Origin of the sequence: Gilliamella sp. B3127 (genome assembly GCF_026536935.1) — a bacterium.
GTDB classification, from domain to species: domain Bacteria; phylum Pseudomonadota; class Gammaproteobacteria; order Enterobacterales; family Orbaceae; genus Gilliamella; species Gilliamella apicola_E.
Genome location: NZ_JAFNNI010000003.1, coordinates 166,984 through 186,843 on the forward strand (window position 1 = coordinate 166,984; position 19,860 = coordinate 186,843).

Genomic DNA, 19,860 nt, shown 5'->3' on the forward strand with positions numbered 1-19,860 from the left:
TTAACCGTTCATTTTTTCTTTTAAATAATCATCAAATGACAAAGTATCATTCTGTTCTTTCTTTTGTTGCTTTTCAATTGACATAGTTCTTTGCTGAACAAAATCACCATCAGTCAATAATTGCAAAGGTTCTGAACTAAGCTGATTTTTATATTGAGTTGCTAAAACTAAGCCAAATTTAGCAGTACCTAAATCACTGATAGCCTCAAGCGTTCTTGCTGAAAGCGTTAATTCAGGCTGATCAAACATCAGATCTAGCCGTTCGCAAACTTTACGATAATGTTGTTTATCATCTTGATGATCCAATACATCAGCAACACGGAGCAAATCTTTAAATAATTCGTGGCCGACTTTCGATAATGGCTCTCGATAACTATCACAGCCGATACCAATTTCAAGACCAGGTTTACGCCCTTCCATAATAACCCGATTCCAATTTAATTTTGTACACTCAAGTTCAGCACTACTCATTTCAGGGGCTGGCGCTAACGCACACCATATCAAAAATAGATCAATAAAGCGGATCTGTTCCTCAGTAATACCTATTGGTGAAAATGGATTAACATCAAGCGCACGCACTTCAATATACTCTATTCCACCACGTAACAAGGCATCTGAAGGTAACTCCCCTGCTCTAGGAACTCGTTTAGGACGAATTGGTGCATAAAATTCATTTTCAATTTGTAAAACATTATCATTTAGTTGTCGATAATGACCATTAACTTTAATGCCTAATTTACTGAACTCATCTGATTTGACATGGGTGGCACGTTTTAATCCTTCAACATAAGTATCTAGATGATTAAAGGTAATACCTAATTGTTTCTGGGCATTGTTGGTGTAACCAATATCGCTTAATCTTAATGAAGTTGCATAAGGCAAAAAGCAGTTACCATTGGTTTGTTCTATAAATGCTTTAGCTTTTTGCTTATCTTGAATAAATGAAGAGCACATAGAAGGTGATGCGCCAAACAGGTAAGGAATCACCCAACCAAATCGATAATAATTACGTATTAAAGTAAAATAACCTTCAGAAATAACCGCTTTTCCTTCTTCGGCGTTTTTCACCCCAAATCGGGCTTGCCAAAATGCCATAGGCAAAGAGAAGTTATAATGCACGCCGGATATGATTTGCATCATTGCGCCATAACGATTCTTCAATCCTTCTCGATAAACCGTTTTAAAACGCCCTTCATTTGAGGAGCCATATTGTGCCAAAATAATATCGTCTTCATTTGCCACAAAACAAGGCATACTTAATGGCCACATCATCTCATCGCCGATACTGACACTAGCATAACGATGTAAATCACGCAAAAACGTGAGCATATAATCAATATTCGTATTAACTGGCGTGATAAATTCAAGCATCGACTCAGCAAAATCGGTTGTTATCCAAGGATGAGTTAATGCTGAACCAATTTTATTAGGAAAAGGTGTTTTTGCTAAAGAGCCGTCTGGTAAAATTCTGAGCGTTTCACGTTCAACACCCCGTTGAATGCCTTGTAAAATTGTATAGTGTTTTTCCAACCAATTGAGTGCTTTAGAAACATCAGGAATCATAATTTTATATTTCCTAAATTCAGTTTAAATTGGCTTAATTTTAGCATAGTTTAATGGTTTATATAGGCTGTTTTGTGACTATTAAAAAGAAAATAGAAATCTATCAATATACAAAATAATATAAACTAATAGAATGTCACTTTGCTAATGAATCAGCTTATTTATTGGCTTGTTCAATTTTTTGATTAGCGACATAATCCTCATCGACCGGTGTGATAAGATTATTCTGATGATCAACAATATAGGTTTTTCCAAAACCTAAAACTAATCTCCCCAATGTTGGTGTGATTTTAAACAAATTGAAATCTTTCATTTCCGCTAATAAATCTAGACCAATAGTTATTAATAACTAATATAAATATTAGTCATTAATAGCCTAAATCAGTAAATAACTATTTGTATTTTTCTAACAAAACCAAAACTTCCATGTGTGAAGTGTGCGGAAACATGTCGAACAATTGGGCTTTAGTCATTTGATAATCGCTTAAAAGCTGCAAATCTTCTACCATAGATGCTAAGTTACAACTTGAATATAATATATATTTTGGTTTTATATTATCTAAGTATTGAATGAGTGATTTACCAGCCCCGCGCCTTGGAGGATTAAGTAAGACTAAATCAGGGATACCTTTTTCATTGTTTACATATTTAGTGGCATCTAACGATTTAAAATCGAGTTTATCATAACCAAGTTTTTCAGCGGATTTTGTTGCGCACTCAATGGCATCAGAACTAATTTCAATGCCAGTCAATTGGATCTTTTCATTATTAGAATGACCGATACAATGCAAACCAAAACCACCTACTCCACAAAATAGATCCCATATTGAGTTAGCATTTAAGTTTGCAACCCAATCACTAGCCGTTTGATAGAGTTTTTCTGCAATGTGACTATTTGTTTGAAAGAAACTTTTAGATTTAATATATAAAGGTATCTGATTAAATTGGAACGCTAAAAAAGGGTTATCGGTTAAAATCAGTTCTTCTTCCCCCTCTAATATCGCTGCATGGTTAGGTTGGATGTTGATAGTAACAACTTCTAAGTTATTTATTTGCAAGTTGTGGTAACTATTTTTAATTTTTTCTACAAATTTATGTGATTTCAATACAAATCGCAGCATAAAATGGCTGTTATTATCAATAATGCTTTCTGTGATGATAACGAATTTTAACTCCCCTTTTCGCTTGTTGATATTATAGGGAACTAATCCTTGCTTACGAATATAAGTACGAACCAATTTTAGAATATTTTGCATGTTCGAGCTATAAAGCGGGCAATCGCACAAATCAATCGCATCATTACCGTTTTGGATGCCTAAAATTGGTTTTTCAACCGTACCCAGCACTGCCATTTTAGCTTTATTACGAAACCCTGATTCAGGACTCGCATACGGATCGTTAACTTGTTTAGGATTAAAATCAGCTAATTTCTCCAACAAATGACTTTGTTTCTCGGTTAATTGAGAATGATATGGTTGATTAATTTTATGACAAGACAAACATTTTTTTTCTTGATAATAGCTACATTGCATCACATTGAAACCTTTTTTTATAATGTTTTATTATATAATTAAACGGTTTCAAGCTGTATTAGTTTTCATTTTTTATACACAAAAACCCCGTTCCTCAACTTTTTTTTCGTAAAATTTAAACTTTTAATCAAGAGGAATTATCCACCGCTATGCTTTAAAGAAACAACGGTATATGATAGGATATTGCCATTAAAATTACAGGAACACGTTGATGTCTATTAAGTTAAAAACTCCCGCCGAAATTGAAAAAATGCGTATTGCAGGCAAATTAGCTGCTGAAGTTTTAGAGATGATCGAGCCGTATGTTAAACCAGGAATTACTACTGGTGAACTCGATAAAATTTGTTATGAACATATTGTAAATGTACAAAAAGCTATTCCTGCCAATATTGGTTATCATGGATTTAAACATACAAGTTGTATATCTATTAACGACGTAGTGTGTCATGGTATTCCAAGTTTTGATAAAAAATTAAAAGATGGTGATATTCTTAATATAGATGTAACTGTGATCAAAGATGGTTATCACGGGGATACTTCAAAAATGTACATTGCAGGTAAACCCACTGTTGCTGGCGAAAAACTTTGCCAAGTTACTCAAGAGAGCTTATACGAAGCGATTAAAATCATAAAACCAGGAATTCGATTGAGAGAAATCGGTAAAGCTATTCAAAAATATGTTGATAAATTTGGATTCTCTTCAGTTCGTGAATATTGTGGTCATGGTATTGGTGAGGTATATCATGATGAACCTCAAGTATTACATTATGATGCTGATGATGGTGGCGTAATTTTAAAACCTGGTATGACTTTTACGATTGAACCGATGGTGAATACTGGCGATTGGCGTACACGCACAATGAAAGATGGTTGGACCGTTAAAACTAAAGACCATGGACTTTCAGCTCAATATGAGCACACTATTTTAGTAACCGATAACGGGGTTGAGGTTTTAACCCTTCGTAGTAACGAAAACTTTCCTCGTATTATCGAACATTAAATAAAAAAAGAGATTCAACAAAACTGTTGAATCTCTTCATTTCATCCTTCTAATCTATCAACTTTCTTTTGATATCTTTTAACTTTCCAAAGTTTCGATAGAAGTTCATAAAATTTTTTATGAATTAATGCCAAGCTATTACCATCGCCAGAAATCAATTAAGTATTTCTTAATATAACAGCGTATAAAGCTTACGACGATAACTACTAGCTAAAGCGTTATTAGTACCCAATGCAGCTAACAGATCAAGTAATGTCTTCTTAACTTGACCATCTCCCGCATTTAGATCTTTTGTTAACGGTTTGAATAGAAGCTCTAAAGCCTCTTCGTGTCGCCCTACTTGCATCAATTGTGATGAAAGTTGGATCATTAATTCAATATTGTCAGGTTGTTTGGCCAATTCAGCTTGCAACTGCTGTAATTCTGGTGAATTAGCTGCTTGTTCAAGTAACTCAATCTCAGCTTGTAATCCATGAAAAGCGGAATCTTGGTCTTGTAGCGGAATTGTTGCTAAAACTTCTTTAGCATCGTTAAGTTGCTTTTGTTCAATTTGCGCTTTAGCTAACATTAATGCGATATCTGATCTTGGTTTGCCTAAGTGATCAGTTAGCGTCGTCCATGCTTGTTTTAATAAAGGTAAAGCTTGGTCATATAACCCTTCATTAAATAATTTTTGAGCTTCAACAAGTTTTAATTCATCTTCATTAGGTAAGATTTTGGCTAAAAATGCTTTAATTTGATCTTCACTTTGTAGACCTTGAAAACCATCAACTGGCTGCCCATTTTGGAACATATAAACTGTTGGAATTGCTCTTAAACCAAATTGTGCTGCAAGCATTTGTTGCTCATCACAATTTACGCTGGCTAAAATAAATTGTCCTTGATGCTCTGTCGCTAATTTTGTTAGCGTGTTTGTCATCTCTTGATGATTTGGACTTCTTGGTGACCAAAAGTAGAATAACACGGGAGTATTTGTCGATTTTTCGACAATTTCTTGAATATTCTGTTCGTTAACATCAAAAATAAATTGATTTGACATAATTTATCCTATGAATAATTTAATTTATTACTTATTTTCTAAAATTTTATCCATTAATCTGTCGGGAAGCAAACGTTTAGCTATCGCTGCTAACTTCGTTACTTTAGTTACCCTGTAACGTATTTTTGGCTTATCGTGCTCCAATGCATGATAAAGATAGGGTAAAACAGCTTCGGGAGCTAAGGTAAAACGTCTAGCAATTGGTGGATTTTTTACAATATTCCCTTTTTCGGTTTGATTCACATTATTTGAAAAATAGGTTTTTAATGGACCAGGTTCGATTAAACAAACCTTTATATTCGTTTTAGCTAATTCTAACCTTAATACATCAGACCATGCTTCTAAGGCGTATTTACTGGCTGAATAAGCTCCTCTCCCTGGGGTTGCAACAATTCCAACAATAGAGCTTGTTTGAATGATTCTTCCTTCATTTTGCTCAAGCATAGCCGGTAGTAATAATTGTGTTAATTGATGAACACCAAAAAAATTTGTTGAAAACTGTGACTCTAACTGCGCTCGACTGATGGTGTTTAATCGACCATATACCCCAAATCCGGCATTATTAAATAAAGCATATAATTTACCTTCACTTAAAGTTAAAACTTCCTGTGCAGCTTGAGTAACAGAGTCTGGATCATCCAAATCTAAAAGAACGGTTTCAAAACCTTGCTCGACTAATTTTTTTTGGTCTTCAACTTTACGGCAAGAAGCAATAACACGATAACCTCGCTTTTTTAATGCGATTGCTGAAATCAAGCCAATACCGCTTGAGCAACCTGTTATAAAAATTGTATGCAAATTTTATCTCCGTTATGATTCATTTATTGTCAAGTTCACTTATGGCAATTATGATAGCACATTTAAAACAAATATACGGCTAATAAACACCTAGAGGTCCTTATGAAAATTGCTATTATCGCAGCAATGGAAGAAGAAGTTGCAATACTAAAAAGTCAAATTACTGATTATCAATTAGAACATCATTTAGGGTGTGATTTTCACATTGGCAAAATTGCTAATTGCGACATCGTATTATTACAATCAGGTATCGGTAAAGTAGCTGCGGCATCAGGAACTACCCTGCTTTTAAATAATTACCAAGTTGATGCGGTAATTAACACTGGCTCAGCTGGTGGACTTTCAACTAAACTCAGTATTGGTGATATTATTGTATCAAAAGATGTTTTTTATCATGATGTGGATCTAACTGCTTTTGGATATAAGCCGGGCCAAATGTCTGGTTGCCCTGTCTCGTTTCCTGCTGATGAAAAATATCGATCATTAGCCGAAGCTTGTATCAAAAAACATGGTGTCAATGCCGTGGCTGGTTCAATCGGTAGTGGAGACGCTTTTATTAATGGAAAAAGTAATCTAGAACGAATTAAGCAAACTTATCCTGACGCAATTGCCGTTGAAATGGAAGCCGCTGCGATCGGCCATGTTTGTTGGTTATTTAAAGTTCCTTTTGTAGTGGTTAGAGCGATTTCAGACAATGGAGATAATGAATCAGCAATTGATTTTCAATCCTTTTTAAAGTTAGCCGCAGCTCAATCATCTAAAATTGTTGAATCGATGCTAAGTGAACTTGCTTAAATAACGTGGTGTCAATTTCATTTGACACCCTAGATATTGATCAATTTAATAAGCCATATTGTTCAAATAGTGGTTTTCTCCACCCAGATAATATTTCAGGCATACTTTCGTTTTTATCTATTTTCCATTTTATATATTGATTGATTAACCGTTTTGATATAATTAATTCACGGCTAAGTCCAGTATTTGATGAAATATTTTCAGTGATTTGCTTTAATAAATCGGAAGTTTCTTTGTAATTTGGATAACTATTAATTCGTTTAATTAGTGGAATATTCGGTATAGGTTCCTGCAATATTTCCAAAATGGTTGGACCATATAGCCGAACTTCTTTCCCTTTCATTCCTAATTTATCAAGTTCAGCTAACGACGAAGGTTGGAAACGGGCAATCTTAAATAAAACAGCTTCATGTACAACAAAATTTAATGCAATATTTTCAGATTTGGCTAATTGGTATCGCCATAATGCTAACTTAGCCAATTGTCCTAAGCTGTTACCTTTTAATTGCCAGCTATTTCCGATATTTAGGTAAGCATCTTTAGGATCAAACGGCTTGCATTTACGGGCAATCGCACTTTGACATTCTTGATAGGCTGCATCTAAATAATGATTAGTTGTGAGTTTAGCTTTTAGAATTTCCATTAATTGGAAGAGATATAACACATCATTAATCGCATATTCACATTGTTTTTCAGTCAAAGGACGTTTTAACCAATCTGTTCGAGTTTCGCTTTTATCTAATTCAATGCCTAGGTATTTATTAACTAAACTAGCATAGCCACTGCTAACAGGATTATCTAGGAATGATGCCAAAATTTGGCTATCTATAATTGGAGTGGGTACACAGTTAAATGTAGAAAGAAACACATCAATATCCTCACTACAAGAGTGAAAATATTTTTCAATTGTGGGATTGGCTAAAATAGCTAAAAAATCCTGCCAATTGTTGATATTAACTGGATCAATTAATGCTGCATGTTTACCATCAAAAACCTGAATAAGTCCTAATTGAGGATAAAATGTTCGCGTGCGAACAAATTCCGTATCTAATGCGATTGCATTGCTGTTCGCAATTTTTAAACAATAACTAGATAATTCTTCATCAGTAGTAATATATTGATAAATCAAAATATGAATCCTATTTAAGAGGTCGATTTTTTTGCAAATGATACATCTATTACAACAATTTCAGAACGGGTCATTAATCGTATTGGCGGCCCGCCAAACCCATAACCACTACTCACGATACTGGTAAAATGATGATTAGTATCTTGATAAATTCCCTTAGAATTTTTATACATCATGGCGACTAAAATATTAACCGGGAAAATTTGCCCACCATGTGTATGTCCAGATAGCATCAAATCTACATTTTGTTCAGCGGCTTCATCAAGATTTCTTGGTTGATGATCTAACAATATTATAGGTTTCTCGGTATCAGTAAACAGGATTAAATCAGATAATGAAGCACGCTTAATATCATACCGAGATGAAGAAAAATCATCCCGCCCTATCAATGTTATACCAACTTCATCAAGATAGACTATGTCATCTTTTAAGACTTTAAAATTTGCTTGTTTGAAGGCATTAATAATATCATCTTCACGATTATTAGCGTCATTAATTCCTAAATATTCATGATTACCAAAAATAATATAGCTACCATATTTTGGTTTTAATTGTTGAAACTGCTTATCAAAGCCATATTCTAAAAAAGGCTTTAAACTTTTATCCAGTGTATCCCCCGTTATCACAATAAAATCAGGTTCCAAAGCGTTTACCTTTTCGACCATTTCTTGAATCATTTTGGTATACGTATGTTCATTGATATGAATATCTGAAAGTTGAACAATTCTTAAATGCTCAACATGAGCAGGTTTATTAATTTCAACTTTATAATGGACAATTTGAGGATTTATCGCCATTTTATGCCCAAAACTAAACAGCGCTACAACAGCAATAATAAAGCTAACTTTAAGCCATAGATTGGGTTTTAATCTTTTTTTACTAAACCAATAAGTGATATCAAAAATAGTCACTATAAAAACACTACAAATCATCAATGCAGAAATGGTGATTAAAGAAAAATGTATACATGAAGGTATAAAACCATCTAATAATCTGGCAAAAATTAATGATAATCCGGCAAAATAGACAGTGACCCAATAAATAATTCGAAAGTAACCTGTTAAATTCAAATTAAGCCAAAACTGCCAACGTTTACCAAAATAGAATGTAATAAACACACTAATAACAATCGTTGCAAAAATGGCTATAAAATCAACAAATGTCATAATTTCCCGAACAATCGAAAGCAAAAAATGGTATGATAACAGAATTAAATCCTATAGCACCAATAACTTTTATGAATAGCAAAAAAGATCAGTTATTTTCAACACCAATTGATAAATTAGGCGATTGGACTTTTGATGAAAAAGTTGCCGAAGTCTTTCCCGATATGGTGCAACGCTCTGTTCCTGGTTATTCGAATATAATCTCAATGATAGGCATGTTGGCTGAAAGATTTGTTCAACCCAATTCAATGATATATGATTTGGGATGCTCGCTAGGCGCTGCATCACTTGCAATTCGTCGGAATATCAAACAAGAAAATTGCCATATCATTGCCGTTGATAATTCATTACCAATGGTAGAACGATGTAAAAAACACCTTGATGCCTATAAATCAACTACACCTGTTGATGTTATATGTGAAGATATTTGCAATATTAATATGCAAAATGCTTCAATGGTTGTCCTAAATTTTACCTTGCAATTTCTAACGCCAGACAATCGTCAACGTGTTTTAAATAATATCTACCAAGCATTAATCCCTAATGGCATATTAGTGCTATCTGAAAAATTTAGTTTTAATGATAAGAGTGTTGATGAATTATTATTTAACATGCACCATGACTTCAAACGAGCGAATGGTTACAGTGAACTAGAGATTAGCCAAAAACGGAATATGCTTGAAAACGTTATGCTTACCGATACTATTGAAACCCATAAACAGCGTCTTGCTAAAGCAGGATTTAAACATGTCGATACCTGGTTTCAATGTTTTAATTTCGGTTCCATCATTGCTATAAAATAACATCAGATTTAACCCAATTACAAAGGAATAACGAATGATTGATTTTGGTGATTTTTACCAAATTATCGCAAAAAATAAGCTTAAAAATTGGCTTGAAGTATTACCAGCACAACTAGCTAATTGGCAAAAGCAAAATTTAGATAACCGTTTTAGCCAATGGTTAAATAGCATTAAACACTTGCCAGCAATTACCCCTTTTCAAATCGACTTCTTACACAGCGTAACAGCTAAAACTGAGCAACCGTTATCTTCAGGGGAACAGCAAAGAATCACCCAATTATTGAAAACTATGATGCCGTGGCGTAAAGGCCCTTTTCATCTTTATGGTGTGGATATTGATACAGAATGGCGTTCTGATTGGAAATGGGAGCGACTAATTAATCACATTGAAAATTTAGAGGGTAAAACAGTTCTCGATGTTGGTTGTAATAGTGGTTATCACTTATGGCGAATGGTTGGCGCAGGAGCTAAACTTGCCGTTGGTATTGATCCAATGGCGCTTTATTTATGCCAATTTGAAGCAGTAAGAAAACTATTAGGTAATGATCAACGAGCTCACTTACTACCCTTAGGAATTGAGGAACTGCCAAAATTAAATGCATTTGATACGGTTTTTTCAATGGGCGTATTATATCATCGCCGTTCGCCACTTGATCATCTTTACCAATTGAAAGATCAATTAGTTGATGGTGGACAATTAGTGCTTGAAACCCTGGTTATTGAGGGAGTCGAACACCAAGCATTAATGCCAGGTGAACGTTATGCTCAAATGCGAAATGTCTATTTCATCCCATCTGTCCCCACCATGATAAATTGGCTACATAAATGTGGTTTTAAAGAGATAAAAATGGTTGATATATCGAAAACCAGTTTAGATGAACAGCGCAAAACAGACTGGATGGAATCTGACTCATTAGCTGAGTTTCTTGATCCGAACGATTTGAGCAAAACGATTGAAGGTTACCCTGCTCCAATACGAGCGGTATTTGTTGCCCGAAAATAGTGTATTGATCTTATCGAATCAATTAACATAAAAAACGGGCTTATGCCCGTTTTGTTCTTAATTCTATAGATGATATTAATTATTCTTTATAATCATTTGAACTGGGTAGTGATCTGAATACTTATCAGTAAAATCATCTTTGAGTACCTTAACATCAATCACGTTTTCTTTAAGTGGTGGTGAGACATAGATATAATCATAACGTAATGGTACTGATGCTTGATCATAAAAGACTTTAGTTGGTGCGGTTGAGATAAATTCTTTGTGTTTTATCTTTAATGCATCAATATAACCCGCATCAAGTAGATTTTGTTGAACGGTATAGCTTAATTGGCCATTTACCAGATTATCAAGAATTGGTCTTTTCTTCTGTTTTTCTTTTATATCTTCTAAAAGCGTGCTTTTATCATAATCAGGTTTATCTGCTGGAGAGAATGAATTCAAATCCCCCGCGATTATCCATTTTCCATTAGGATCACGACTGTATTTAATTGAATCTATAATCAAATTAATTTCATCGATACGCTTAGCCGTCCAAAACGGGTTCATATGGGTTATCACAAAATGATAATTACCAACATCTGCAAACAGCGCTCCATGCCATAAATTATCAACCACTTTATTCACATTTACGATAGGATATTTTGAGGTAATGGCAACAGGGAAAAATGCAGGATCATCTGGTGACTCTTTTAACAGAACAGCATATTTGTGACCATAACTGGCTGCAAATTTTTCAAGTTTTTCTCGAGTAAAGAAATTCATCTCTTGCCAGGCAATGATATCGGCATCTTGCGCTTTTGCCCAATCAATATATTTCTGCTTGCCTTCGCTCTCATCTAACTTCATCCCGTTATAAACATTATAACTGATGATTTTAAGTTGCTTAACATCATCAATTGATGCGTAAGCACTTGAAGCACTAAAAATAATACCACCAATTAATGCTGCAATTTTCAATCTAGTTTTACTCATAAGATATTCCTTTATTTTATTAACTCACTATAAATATTATATTGATTCGATTTTAATCAAAATTCTTTTTATGATTTATGTGATTTAGGTCAATATTATTATCTACAATTCGTGCGATTCGAATTTTATTCAAGGAAGGAGCATGATCTGTGAATATAAAGATTGGATAATTGCGATTTTGAAACTTCAAAAACCCCGCTCCTCAACTTTTTTTATAATATAAATACAATTCAATAAATTCAGAATAACGGTTATTGATAAAATAAAAGGCATAATAAAAATATTATGCCTTTTATAATTATTGTAGTGATAAATTACACAATGACTAAAATTTATTTGATAATATAGATATTAGTATCTTGGGTAAAATTTAAAAATTTTTCAAATGGGCCATATGCTTGGTAATAAGTCATATTTGGATCTATTTCTTTAGGACAAAGTTCATCAGATTTTCTTAAAGAATTTATGCCTTCCTCTCCACCTAATTTTTTATACTTACTAGCAAAGTCATCACCATTTAAAGTGAAAAGTTGTTTCCAATTATCTAATGTGTCTGCTAAATATTTTTTACCAGCATCACATTCAATTCCCCCCAAATTAATTTTAGGGAATACGTATTGCTCAATCTCAGCAAATTTTACTGGTTTATTAGGAAAACTTACTTCAAATCCTGTCTCTGGATCTTCATTGGATTCAAAAAATTCATTTTTTAATAAGGTGATATAATCTTTTTCACGATAGACTTTAATTCTAGGAAGTTGGATATCTTTTTTGGTTTTAAATTTTTTAGGAAGTTCATTAGGGGCTTCCTGGTTGATTGAATAGTCCCAAGTATTATCTTCCCTTTCGATAAAAACATCGTTTATCACTTTAACTGGTAGTTCAACTTCATCTTCTACACCATTTATAATAATGGAAACTTTACGTAAAGATTTTTCATATAACTTATCATACTCTTCGTCACTGGTATTTTCAGTTGCGTAGATATAGGTATGAAACATATAGTTGCTTTGTGTAGGATTAATAAAACCATCATCAGGAAACCTAGCGGGTTTAACGATAAAGTCGAGTGACTCATTGTTATAAGCTAAATTATGCTTACCATATTCAAAAGTATAGGTAGTGTTAGAGTTAGCCGGAATAGCGAGTTCTTTACCATCAATGGCTACTACAATTTCATTATCAGTGGGATTATCAATCATACGAACAACTGACTTAGGTTCATCGGAACAGCTACAAAGCATAACGCCACAGACAATTAAAATGGGTAATTGAATTTTTTTCATCACATTCATTTATATTCATAATTGGGGAGATAACAATTTTATCATGGTGAAAAATCAAAATAAATGAATTATTTATCTTTAAATTGCTTTACAAAATAGTTTTTGATCTAATCAAAGTTTGAAAGCAGTTATATAAAATATGAAAAATATCCTAATAGTAATTAGGATATCTTGGAAAGATTTACTGCTGTGGCCAAATAAAGCGACCTTTAGCGTCAGGATCTTCATTAATAAATTTTCTAAGCTGATCTGATTGATAAAGTTTTTTTACATCTTGCGCCCACTTGGTATTTAAGTTTTCTTTCTTAACTACGACCATTAATTCAAGATTCGGAGTTAACTTTTCTTGAACTAAAACATTATCTGCCGGAATATGACTTAACCATGCTATTCCCCCAGGCATTATGGCATAATCAACTTCATTAAGCGTTCTAGGAATAATTTCAGATAATATTGCTTTAAATTTTAAATTATACTTATTTTCTGCAATATCATTTAAATCTAACGTTCCTGCTTCACTTTCAGGTTTTAAGGTGATCCAATTCAAACTTTGTAATAATTGTAATGAACGAGCTTTATTTGATGGGTCATTTGGAATAAGAATTGTCTGTCCATCAGCAATTTCATTTATTGAATGATGTTTCTGTGAAAAAAGCGCCGCGGATATTGAAGGAATATGAACTAAAGAAACAAGATCACTCTTAGTTTCTTTATTATATACATCTAAATAAGATTGATGTTGAGCGGCATTGAGATCGATACTTCCTTCAACTAAAGCGGTATTTGAATCCCTTAATGAACTGAAATTTACCATCTTAACTTTGTAACCTTCTTGTTCTAAAGCAGGTTTTACGACTTTTTCCATCATTATATTATGCATACTTGGTGGCAAACCAACTACGATTTCTTTCTTCTCTTGTTGGTTGTTTTTAGCTGAATCTGACTTGTTGTCACACCCAATTAATGTAAATCCTAATAATATAAACAGGTAAATATATTTTTTCATTATCACTCCCTATTAAGATAAATTAGTCGAACATATTCTGATACGACTATTGAGTCATTATAGTCGGTGAATAACTATTGGGATAATACGAAAAAATTATATCTATATTCAAATTGGAAATATGTGAAATAAGATTAAAATATTGCTAAGAAAATAGGATATCAATAAATTAGTTAAACTAGTATCCTTAATATTATTAAGCTTTTAAGTTCAATGTCCTTATTATATTAAAAAAATAATGGTATCCTTAGGATTAGGGCCAGATTTTAAACATAAGGATCATAATGAAAAAAACTATCATTTGCTTTTTATCATTTTTGATAATTGGCTGTAACCCAAAGAGTGATAATGAGCAAGCTATTAATAATAATTACTTATTTTTTCAATCTCCTGAACTTAAACCATTTTCCAAACCAATAAAAAAACAAATATTATCTGGTAGCATAAACCAAGAGTTTACTATAAATCAGCAAGGTTTTATTACCTCTGTTGTTTCACCCGAAATTCAACCTACTTTTAATCAATCATCCGATAAAGCATTTCCAGTCAAAATAGATATTGATTACCAAAAATCCACAATGATTTTCTCGCAACAAGATCAATTTCTTTTAGAATTTTATATAAAATTTGATAATGACAAGAATATGACCGAAATTCATGAAGCAAAACTACCTATTGCTTGGTATGCTAATTATGATGAGCAAAAAAGATTGATTAAGCTTACAAAAAAAACTGATCCTAATCTTATTACCTTCGTATCAACATTTCTTTATGACCAAAATAATTTGAAAAAAATCATTACAGAAACCACACTTAAAGAAAATGATGAAACAAAACTAATGTCAAAAAATGAAGTTGAATATTTTTATAATAATCATCATAAAATTGATAAAAAAATAATTTATTTAGATGATTATATAACAAAAAATAACCAAAAATTAGAATGCCAATTTTATGATTTTAATCAATTTGGTGATTGGACGAAATATTATTGCTTAAAGCCTAATGAAAATTTCAGTTTCTTTGTTTTACGTGAAATTGAATATTAACCTTTAAGTAAATAAATAGGAGTATAATAATGAAAATCAAAATAATTATGCTTATAAGTTTAGCGCTATTTGGGTGTAAAGATAATCATACTCCCAATATAGCCGTTGAAAATAGCTATTTAATCCATGCCGGTATAGATTTAGCTCCCCATTCCATTCCAATTAAAGAACAGTCATTAAAAGGGGGTAATCCTGTAACTTTAACTGCAAATACCGATGGACTTATTGAATCAATGACTTTAGATTTTTATAAATTTATTATTGATTATAAAAATGGGAAATATACTTATGAATCTGAAAATAAGAACCTGAATCTTGATATCAAGTTTGATCAAGAAAAAAATATTCTTTCTTATCAGGATGCTAAAAAAAATAATAAATTATTGGTAGGTTATGATTCTAATGGGCGAGTAATAAAAATTGAAGATTCAATCGATGACTTTGATTTCATTAGTCAAGTTGATTATGAAAACGATTTAGTCTCTAAAAGGGTTGTAGAAATTTTTCAAAAATACGATGAAACTGACAGTTTCATCGTTGTTTTAAGAGAATATAAATATTTTTATAATGATAAAAAACAATTGAGTAAAAGAATTCAATACGACTACAAAATTGAATTAGGCAAAATTGTACTCGATGAAAACAATCAAAGAATAGCTGAGATGAAGGAAGAGTGTTCTTATGGTGATTATAATCAACACGGAGATTGGACTAAAGAATATTGTTTAGGTCCAAATAAAGTGACGACGCATTTTTATTTACGAACTTTGGAATACTTTTGATTAAATTGATAAAAAAGTCATTTAAATATTATTTAAAATCAATTTATTATTTAACCCTCGATATGATATTTCAAATATAATATCGAGGATTAGCGAGCTGTAAAAAACAGTTAAAAAATAATATTTTTAGATTGCTCCCATAATAACATGGGGGATATAAAGTTCCTCAAGATAAGCAATATCATCTTTAGTTAATGAAACTTTTAACGCGCCGACTGCATCATCCAAATATTGCGTTTTGGTTGCACCAATGATAGGTGATGCAACGCCTTTAGCAAATTGCCATGCTAGCGCAACTTGCGTCATGGTTACACCATATTTTTGTGCGATATCATTTACTCTTACAACAATTTCTCTATCTATTTGTTGCGTACTATCATATTTGGCAATAGCGACTTTATCTGTTTTACTTCGCAACGTATCGGTTTTCCATTCTAATCGGGAAAGTCTACCAGCCGCTAATGGGCTATAAGGAGTTAATGAAACATGGAATTGCTTACAGATCGGAATTAACTCTCTTTCATCTTCGCGATACAATAAATTATAGTGATTTTGCATTGAAACAAATTGAGTCCAACCATTTTGCTTAGCTGCCAGCTGCATATTATAAAATTGATAACCATACATTGCCGAAGCACCTAGGGCTCGTACCTTACCCATCTCGACCAAATGATGTAATGCCGCCATGGTCTCTTCAATCGGTGTACTGTAATCAAAACGATGAATTATGTATAAATCGACGTAATCGGTACCCAATCGTTTAAGCGATCCATCAATTTCTTTTTCAATAGCTGTTTTAGACAGGTGTCCTTCGTTAAAATAGACTTTAGTGGCCAAAACGACTTTATCTCTAGCGATATTTCGTTTCAATGCTCTTCCAACATATTCCTCGCTAGTTCCACTTGAATAAGTATTAGCTGTATCAATAAAATTAATACCTAGATCCAAAGCATGTTTAATGATGGCTTCACTTTGGTCGGGATTAAGTGTCCAGTCATGCATTTTACTGGCAGGATCACCAAAACTCATACATCCTAAGCAAAACCTGGAGACCTCAATATCAGAAGTACCTAATTTTATATAATCCATACAATAACTCCTCAGTATGTCAGAATCGTTTAAATAATTTAATAAATTGATAAAAAGTCAATTTTGATAATATTATTTTAGAGATAACTTTTATTGAGATAAACAGGGTATTCATTTATAGTATCATGAATTAAATTCATTAATTTTATATATTATGCATAACTATAATGAACTCAATTACTTTATTACTATCGCTGAAGCAAAAAGCTTTATTGGAGCAGCTAAATCTTTGGGAGTTTCCTCTTCCGCATTAAGCCATAGTATGAGGAATTTAGAAACTCGATTAAATCTCAGGCTATTTAATCGTACAACACGAAGTCTTTCACTAACTGAAGCTGGTGAACAACTTTATAAACAACTAGCGCCTCTATTTAAACAGATAAATGAAGAAGTTAACGCACTTGGCGATTATTTAGATACGCCATCAGGTACAATTAGGATCAACGCATCAAATATTGCGATTGAAAACTTTATATATCCTAAATTAAGTCAATTTTCCTTACGCTATCCACAAATTAAGATTGAAATTGAATGTGACAATAATCTAGTCGATATCGTTAAAGATGGTTTTGATATGGGTTGTAGAATTGGGAATGACCTTGCTAAAGAAATGGTTGCTGTAAAAATATCAGATCCTTTGCGAATGGTCCTAGTTGCTAGTCCTGATTATCTAAAGCAGAGAAAAGAGCCTAAACAGATAAGTGATTTAGATCAACATCTTTTAATTGGCAAAAAAGTTTCAAGCCAACATGGAATGGAAACAATTTGGGAATTTACTAATAGTGGTAATATTATTCAATATCACCCCTCTACTCACTTCTCCATCAATAATCATTTAAGAAAACAGGCGATACTTGATGGCTTAGGTATTTGTTGGATTGGTTATCCTGATGTAAAAAATGAATTAGCAACTGGAAGACTTATAGAATTATTAAGCGACTATTCAATTACCTATGAGCCATTTTATATCTATTATCCAAGCCGTAAAGGCCACTCAAATGTTTTTAAACTTGTTTTAGATGCATTGAAATCTTAATTAGATTAATCTTTATATTTTAAAAAGGCAGTAATACTGCCTTTTTAATTTTCCAAAATGGCCTATCAATTTTTTAATAAACTATATTGATGATTAACTTCGTCAATTGCTTTGCGAAGATCTTCTTGAAACTGTGGGATAGTTTGTAATTTTGAGTATTCCACTGCCCCAACCATTCTACCGGCATTTACGTCAGTCTGCCAATGGGCCCCACAAATCATTCTACTTTGACCAAATTCATAGCCTCGTTTGATTAACGCTTCAGCATGTGAAGGTGAAATTTGAGCTAGAACTAAAGCTAATGTCCAACCATAAGCGGTATGACCTGATGGAAATGAACCATTTTGACGTAATCGTTCTTCTTCATCAACAGGCTGGCAAGAGTGATTACCAAAATAGACAAAAGGACGTTTTCGCATATAAAACTCTTTAGCCGTTTTAGTGGCATTATCAGCAGAATCAACCAATAAATCACCAAACATTTTATATAAAGTGGGTGTTGTTTCGGGTGATATTGTAATACCTAAAGGTTCAGAAAAAATTTCAGCTACATTTGCCGTATTCAAATCAGCATCCTTTGTTGCTTGTTTCCAACGATCAGTATCTTTGAGATTATAACCATGTAAATAGGCAATCTTATCTGCTTCAAATTCAGGCGTACCTTCTTGAGGATAAATAGGCAAGTATTCTTTACTACTAACGGCTTGATCGGCAGTATGATATGTAACCCCAACTTCATGACCAAGAAAGTCTTCTGTTGATCCTTTTTGAAAAGCAAATAATGATGAAGAAAATATTAAAGAACAGTAGAGTGTTGAAATGAAAATTGTCAATTTTCTAACATTTATTTTTTCTGCCATATTTTACTCCTATTACCAGATTAATGATTAAACAGGCTTACTTCGGAGAACTTGGAAAAATTTGATGATAATAATAACTTTATTTAGTATTAATTTTTTAGGATTTGGGTGAGCAGTTGAAATATGATCTATTATTGGTGCCAGTGGTCGGACTCGAACCGACACGCTTTTAAGGGCGGCGGATTTTGAATCCGCTGCGTCTACCAATTTCGCCACACTGGCATCTGAAGTGTAAATAAGTAAACGTTGGCAATTATACTAAGCTTTGTGATATCTGCAACAGATATTATTATAAACGCAGTTAGTTGCCTAAAATTTCTACTACCATTTACGTTTCCAAGCAGGTAATTTTTTTAAAATAGTATAAGCGGTCTCTTTTGCCACTAAATAATCAACATTATGGTTATTTGAATATTTAAGAGTAACTTCTTGCCATTTTTCATCAAAGGTTTTCATTGAACCATCTGAATGAGCGCAATGTTTACAGTAGTTTTTCGACAAATCATGTAAAGGATAATCAGCAATAGCTGTCATTGGCATACCACAAGCAATACACATTTTCATATTTTAAATTCCAATTAATTTGCAGGTAATTAAAATCAATCGACTTAACCTGAATAAAAATGCTACTCCGAGTTTAGATTGAATACAAGATATATAAGAATGGATATTTTTTATTAAAAAGTGAAATCGATTTGTGCAGTATTTATTTGATTATTATTTTGTTGTTGTAATAATTGATAGCGGCGTCTTAATGCCCTTTGCTTACATAATCGCAAAATTTCTTGTTTTTGAACATCTGAAAATTTTAACCAATTGAATCTTTCCTCCCTGGAACGAAAGCATTTGATGCAATAACCTTGCTTATCTGTCTCACATACTCGTCTACATGGGCTTTGTATGTCAAAAAATTCAATTTGATCCAATCTATCTCTTCCTATGAAGATCA

General features: G+C 32.7%; 21 protein-coding genes and 1 tRNA gene. 7 read left to right on the forward strand and 15 right to left on the reverse strand.

The window, feature by feature from the left end; translation table 11 throughout:
- The 3 genes from gshA to rlmC form a co-directional block, all read right to left on the reverse strand.
- Nucleotides 1–1,563, reverse strand: a complete 1,563-nt coding sequence (gene gshA, locus J3U00_RS06615; RefSeq protein WP_267331946.1) for a glutamate--cysteine ligase — start codon at nucleotides 1,561–1,563, stop codon at nucleotides 1–3.
- A gap of 157 nt (nucleotides 1,564–1,720) precedes the next feature.
- A complete protein-coding gene (locus tag J3U00_RS06620) occupies nucleotides 1,721–1,861 on the reverse strand; it encodes a hypothetical protein (RefSeq protein WP_267331947.1) in 141 nt (46 codons plus the stop codon).
- Between the two features lie 94 nt (nucleotides 1,862–1,955).
- Entirely contained in the window at nucleotides 1,956–3,098 is a 1,143-nt protein-coding gene (gene rlmC / locus J3U00_RS06625; protein ID WP_416379891.1) for a 23S rRNA (uracil(747)-C(5))-methyltransferase RlmC, read from the reverse strand.
- 208 nt (nucleotides 3,099–3,306) lie between these two features.
- Here rlmC and map point away from each other — a divergent pair, with 208 nt between their 5' ends.
- Nucleotides 3,307–4,095 carry a type I methionyl aminopeptidase gene (map, locus tag J3U00_RS06630; protein ID WP_220226051.1) on the forward strand — a complete coding sequence of 263 codons (789 nt, stop codon included), beginning with the start codon at nucleotides 3,307–3,309 and terminating at the stop codon, nucleotides 4,093–4,095.
- A gap of 169 nt (nucleotides 4,096–4,264) precedes the next feature.
- On the opposite strand, the gene J3U00_RS06635 is transcribed toward map, so the two are convergent.
- Both J3U00_RS06635 and J3U00_RS06640 read right to left on the reverse strand, forming a co-directional pair.
- Nucleotides 4,265–5,134 carry a co-chaperone YbbN gene (locus J3U00_RS06635; RefSeq protein WP_267331949.1) on the reverse strand — a complete coding sequence of 290 codons (870 nt, stop codon included), beginning with the start codon at nucleotides 5,132–5,134 and terminating at the stop codon, nucleotides 4,265–4,267.
- Between the two features lie 27 nt (nucleotides 5,135–5,161).
- Nucleotides 5,162–5,932, reverse strand: a complete 771-nt coding sequence (locus J3U00_RS06640) for an SDR family oxidoreductase (protein ID WP_267331950.1) — start codon at nucleotides 5,930–5,932, stop codon at nucleotides 5,162–5,164.
- 102 nt (nucleotides 5,933–6,034) lie between these two features.
- On the opposite strand from J3U00_RS06640, the gene J3U00_RS06645 reads away from it, so the two are divergent.
- On the forward strand, nucleotides 6,035–6,727 hold the full coding sequence (locus J3U00_RS06645) for a 5'-methylthioadenosine/adenosylhomocysteine nucleosidase (protein WP_267331951.1): 693 nt from the start codon (nucleotides 6,035–6,037) through the stop codon (nucleotides 6,725–6,727).
- Nucleotides 6,728–6,767: 40 nt separating this feature from the next.
- Here J3U00_RS06645 and rnd read toward each other — a convergent pair whose 3' ends face one another.
- Nucleotides 6,768–7,856: a ribonuclease D gene (gene rnd, locus J3U00_RS06650; RefSeq protein ID WP_267331952.1), complete on the reverse strand. Its 1,089-nt coding sequence runs from the start codon at nucleotides 7,854–7,856 to the stop codon at nucleotides 6,768–6,770.
- Nucleotides 7,857–7,870: 14 nt separating this feature from the next.
- Nucleotides 7,871–9,022, reverse strand: a complete 1,152-nt coding sequence (locus J3U00_RS06655) for a metallophosphoesterase (RefSeq protein WP_267331953.1) — start codon at nucleotides 9,020–9,022, stop codon at nucleotides 7,871–7,873.
- Nucleotides 9,023–9,054: 32 nt separating this feature from the next.
- Here J3U00_RS06655 and cmoA point away from each other — a divergent pair, with 32 nt between their 5' ends.
- Both cmoA and cmoB read left to right on the forward strand, forming a co-directional pair.
- On the forward strand, nucleotides 9,055–9,825 hold the full coding sequence (gene cmoA, locus J3U00_RS06660; protein ID WP_267331954.1) for a carboxy-S-adenosyl-L-methionine synthase CmoA: 771 nt from the start codon (nucleotides 9,055–9,057) through the stop codon (nucleotides 9,823–9,825).
- Nucleotides 9,826–9,859: 34 nt separating this feature from the next.
- Entirely contained in the window at nucleotides 9,860–10,828 is a 969-nt protein-coding gene (gene cmoB / locus J3U00_RS06665) for a tRNA 5-methoxyuridine(34)/uridine 5-oxyacetic acid(34) synthase CmoB (RefSeq protein WP_220226056.1), read from the forward strand.
- 75 nt (nucleotides 10,829–10,903) lie between these two features.
- On the opposite strand, the gene J3U00_RS06670 is transcribed toward cmoB, so the two are convergent.
- From J3U00_RS06670 to J3U00_RS06680, 3 genes are all read right to left on the reverse strand, one after another.
- Nucleotides 10,904–11,803 (reverse strand): endonuclease/exonuclease/phosphatase family protein, encoded by a 900-nt coding sequence (locus tag J3U00_RS06670; protein ID WP_081299517.1) that lies wholly within the window; start codon nucleotides 11,801–11,803, stop codon nucleotides 10,904–10,906.
- Nucleotides 11,804–12,135: 332 nt separating this feature from the next.
- Nucleotides 12,136–13,098, reverse strand: coding sequence for a hypothetical protein (locus J3U00_RS06675; RefSeq protein WP_267331955.1), 963 nt, complete (start codon nucleotides 13,096–13,098; stop codon nucleotides 12,136–12,138).
- Nucleotides 13,099–13,270: 172 nt separating this feature from the next.
- On the reverse strand, nucleotides 13,271–14,095 hold the full coding sequence (locus J3U00_RS06680) for a MetQ/NlpA family ABC transporter substrate-binding protein (protein ID WP_220226059.1): 825 nt from the start codon (nucleotides 14,093–14,095) through the stop codon (nucleotides 13,271–13,273).
- A gap of 284 nt (nucleotides 14,096–14,379) precedes the next feature.
- Between J3U00_RS06680 and J3U00_RS06685 the strand changes: the two genes are divergently transcribed.
- Nucleotides 14,380–15,144: a hypothetical protein gene (locus J3U00_RS06685; protein ID WP_267331956.1), complete on the forward strand. Its 765-nt coding sequence runs from the start codon at nucleotides 14,380–14,382 to the stop codon at nucleotides 15,142–15,144.
- A 29-nt stretch (nucleotides 15,145–15,173) separates the two neighbouring features.
- Nucleotides 15,174–15,926 (forward strand): hypothetical protein, encoded by a 753-nt coding sequence (locus J3U00_RS06690; protein ID WP_267331957.1) that lies wholly within the window; start codon nucleotides 15,174–15,176, stop codon nucleotides 15,924–15,926.
- A gap of 126 nt (nucleotides 15,927–16,052) precedes the next feature.
- Here the strand turns inward: J3U00_RS06690 and J3U00_RS06695 are convergent, their stop codons facing one another.
- Nucleotides 16,053–17,015, reverse strand: a complete 963-nt coding sequence (locus J3U00_RS06695; protein ID WP_267331958.1) for an aldo/keto reductase — start codon at nucleotides 17,013–17,015, stop codon at nucleotides 16,053–16,055.
- Nucleotides 17,016–17,169: 154 nt separating this feature from the next.
- On the opposite strand from J3U00_RS06695, the gene J3U00_RS06700 reads away from it, so the two are divergent.
- On the forward strand, nucleotides 17,170–18,051 hold the full coding sequence (locus J3U00_RS06700; RefSeq protein ID WP_065734148.1) for a LysR family transcriptional regulator: 882 nt from the start codon (nucleotides 17,170–17,172) through the stop codon (nucleotides 18,049–18,051).
- Nucleotides 18,052–18,116: 65 nt separating this feature from the next.
- Here the strand turns inward: J3U00_RS06700 and J3U00_RS06705 are convergent, their stop codons facing one another.
- The 4 genes from J3U00_RS06705 to J3U00_RS11660 all read right to left on the reverse strand — a co-directional run bounded on the left by J3U00_RS06705 (nucleotide 18,117) and on the right by J3U00_RS11660 (nucleotide 19,837).
- Nucleotides 18,117–18,911 (reverse strand): acid phosphatase, encoded by a 795-nt coding sequence (locus J3U00_RS06705; RefSeq protein ID WP_267331959.1) that lies wholly within the window; start codon nucleotides 18,909–18,911, stop codon nucleotides 18,117–18,119.
- A 135-nt stretch (nucleotides 18,912–19,046) separates the two neighbouring features.
- Nucleotides 19,047–19,133 (reverse strand) — tRNA-Leu (locus J3U00_RS06710).
- Between the two features lie 99 nt (nucleotides 19,134–19,232).
- Entirely contained in the window at nucleotides 19,233–19,475 is a 243-nt protein-coding gene (locus J3U00_RS06715; protein WP_065563429.1) for a zinc ribbon domain-containing protein, read from the reverse strand.
- 113 nt (nucleotides 19,476–19,588) lie between these two features.
- Nucleotides 19,589–19,837 (reverse strand): DUF1289 domain-containing protein, encoded by a 249-nt coding sequence (locus J3U00_RS11660; RefSeq protein WP_065563430.1) that lies wholly within the window; start codon nucleotides 19,835–19,837, stop codon nucleotides 19,589–19,591.
- Nucleotides 19,838–19,860: the final 23 nt, after the last annotated feature.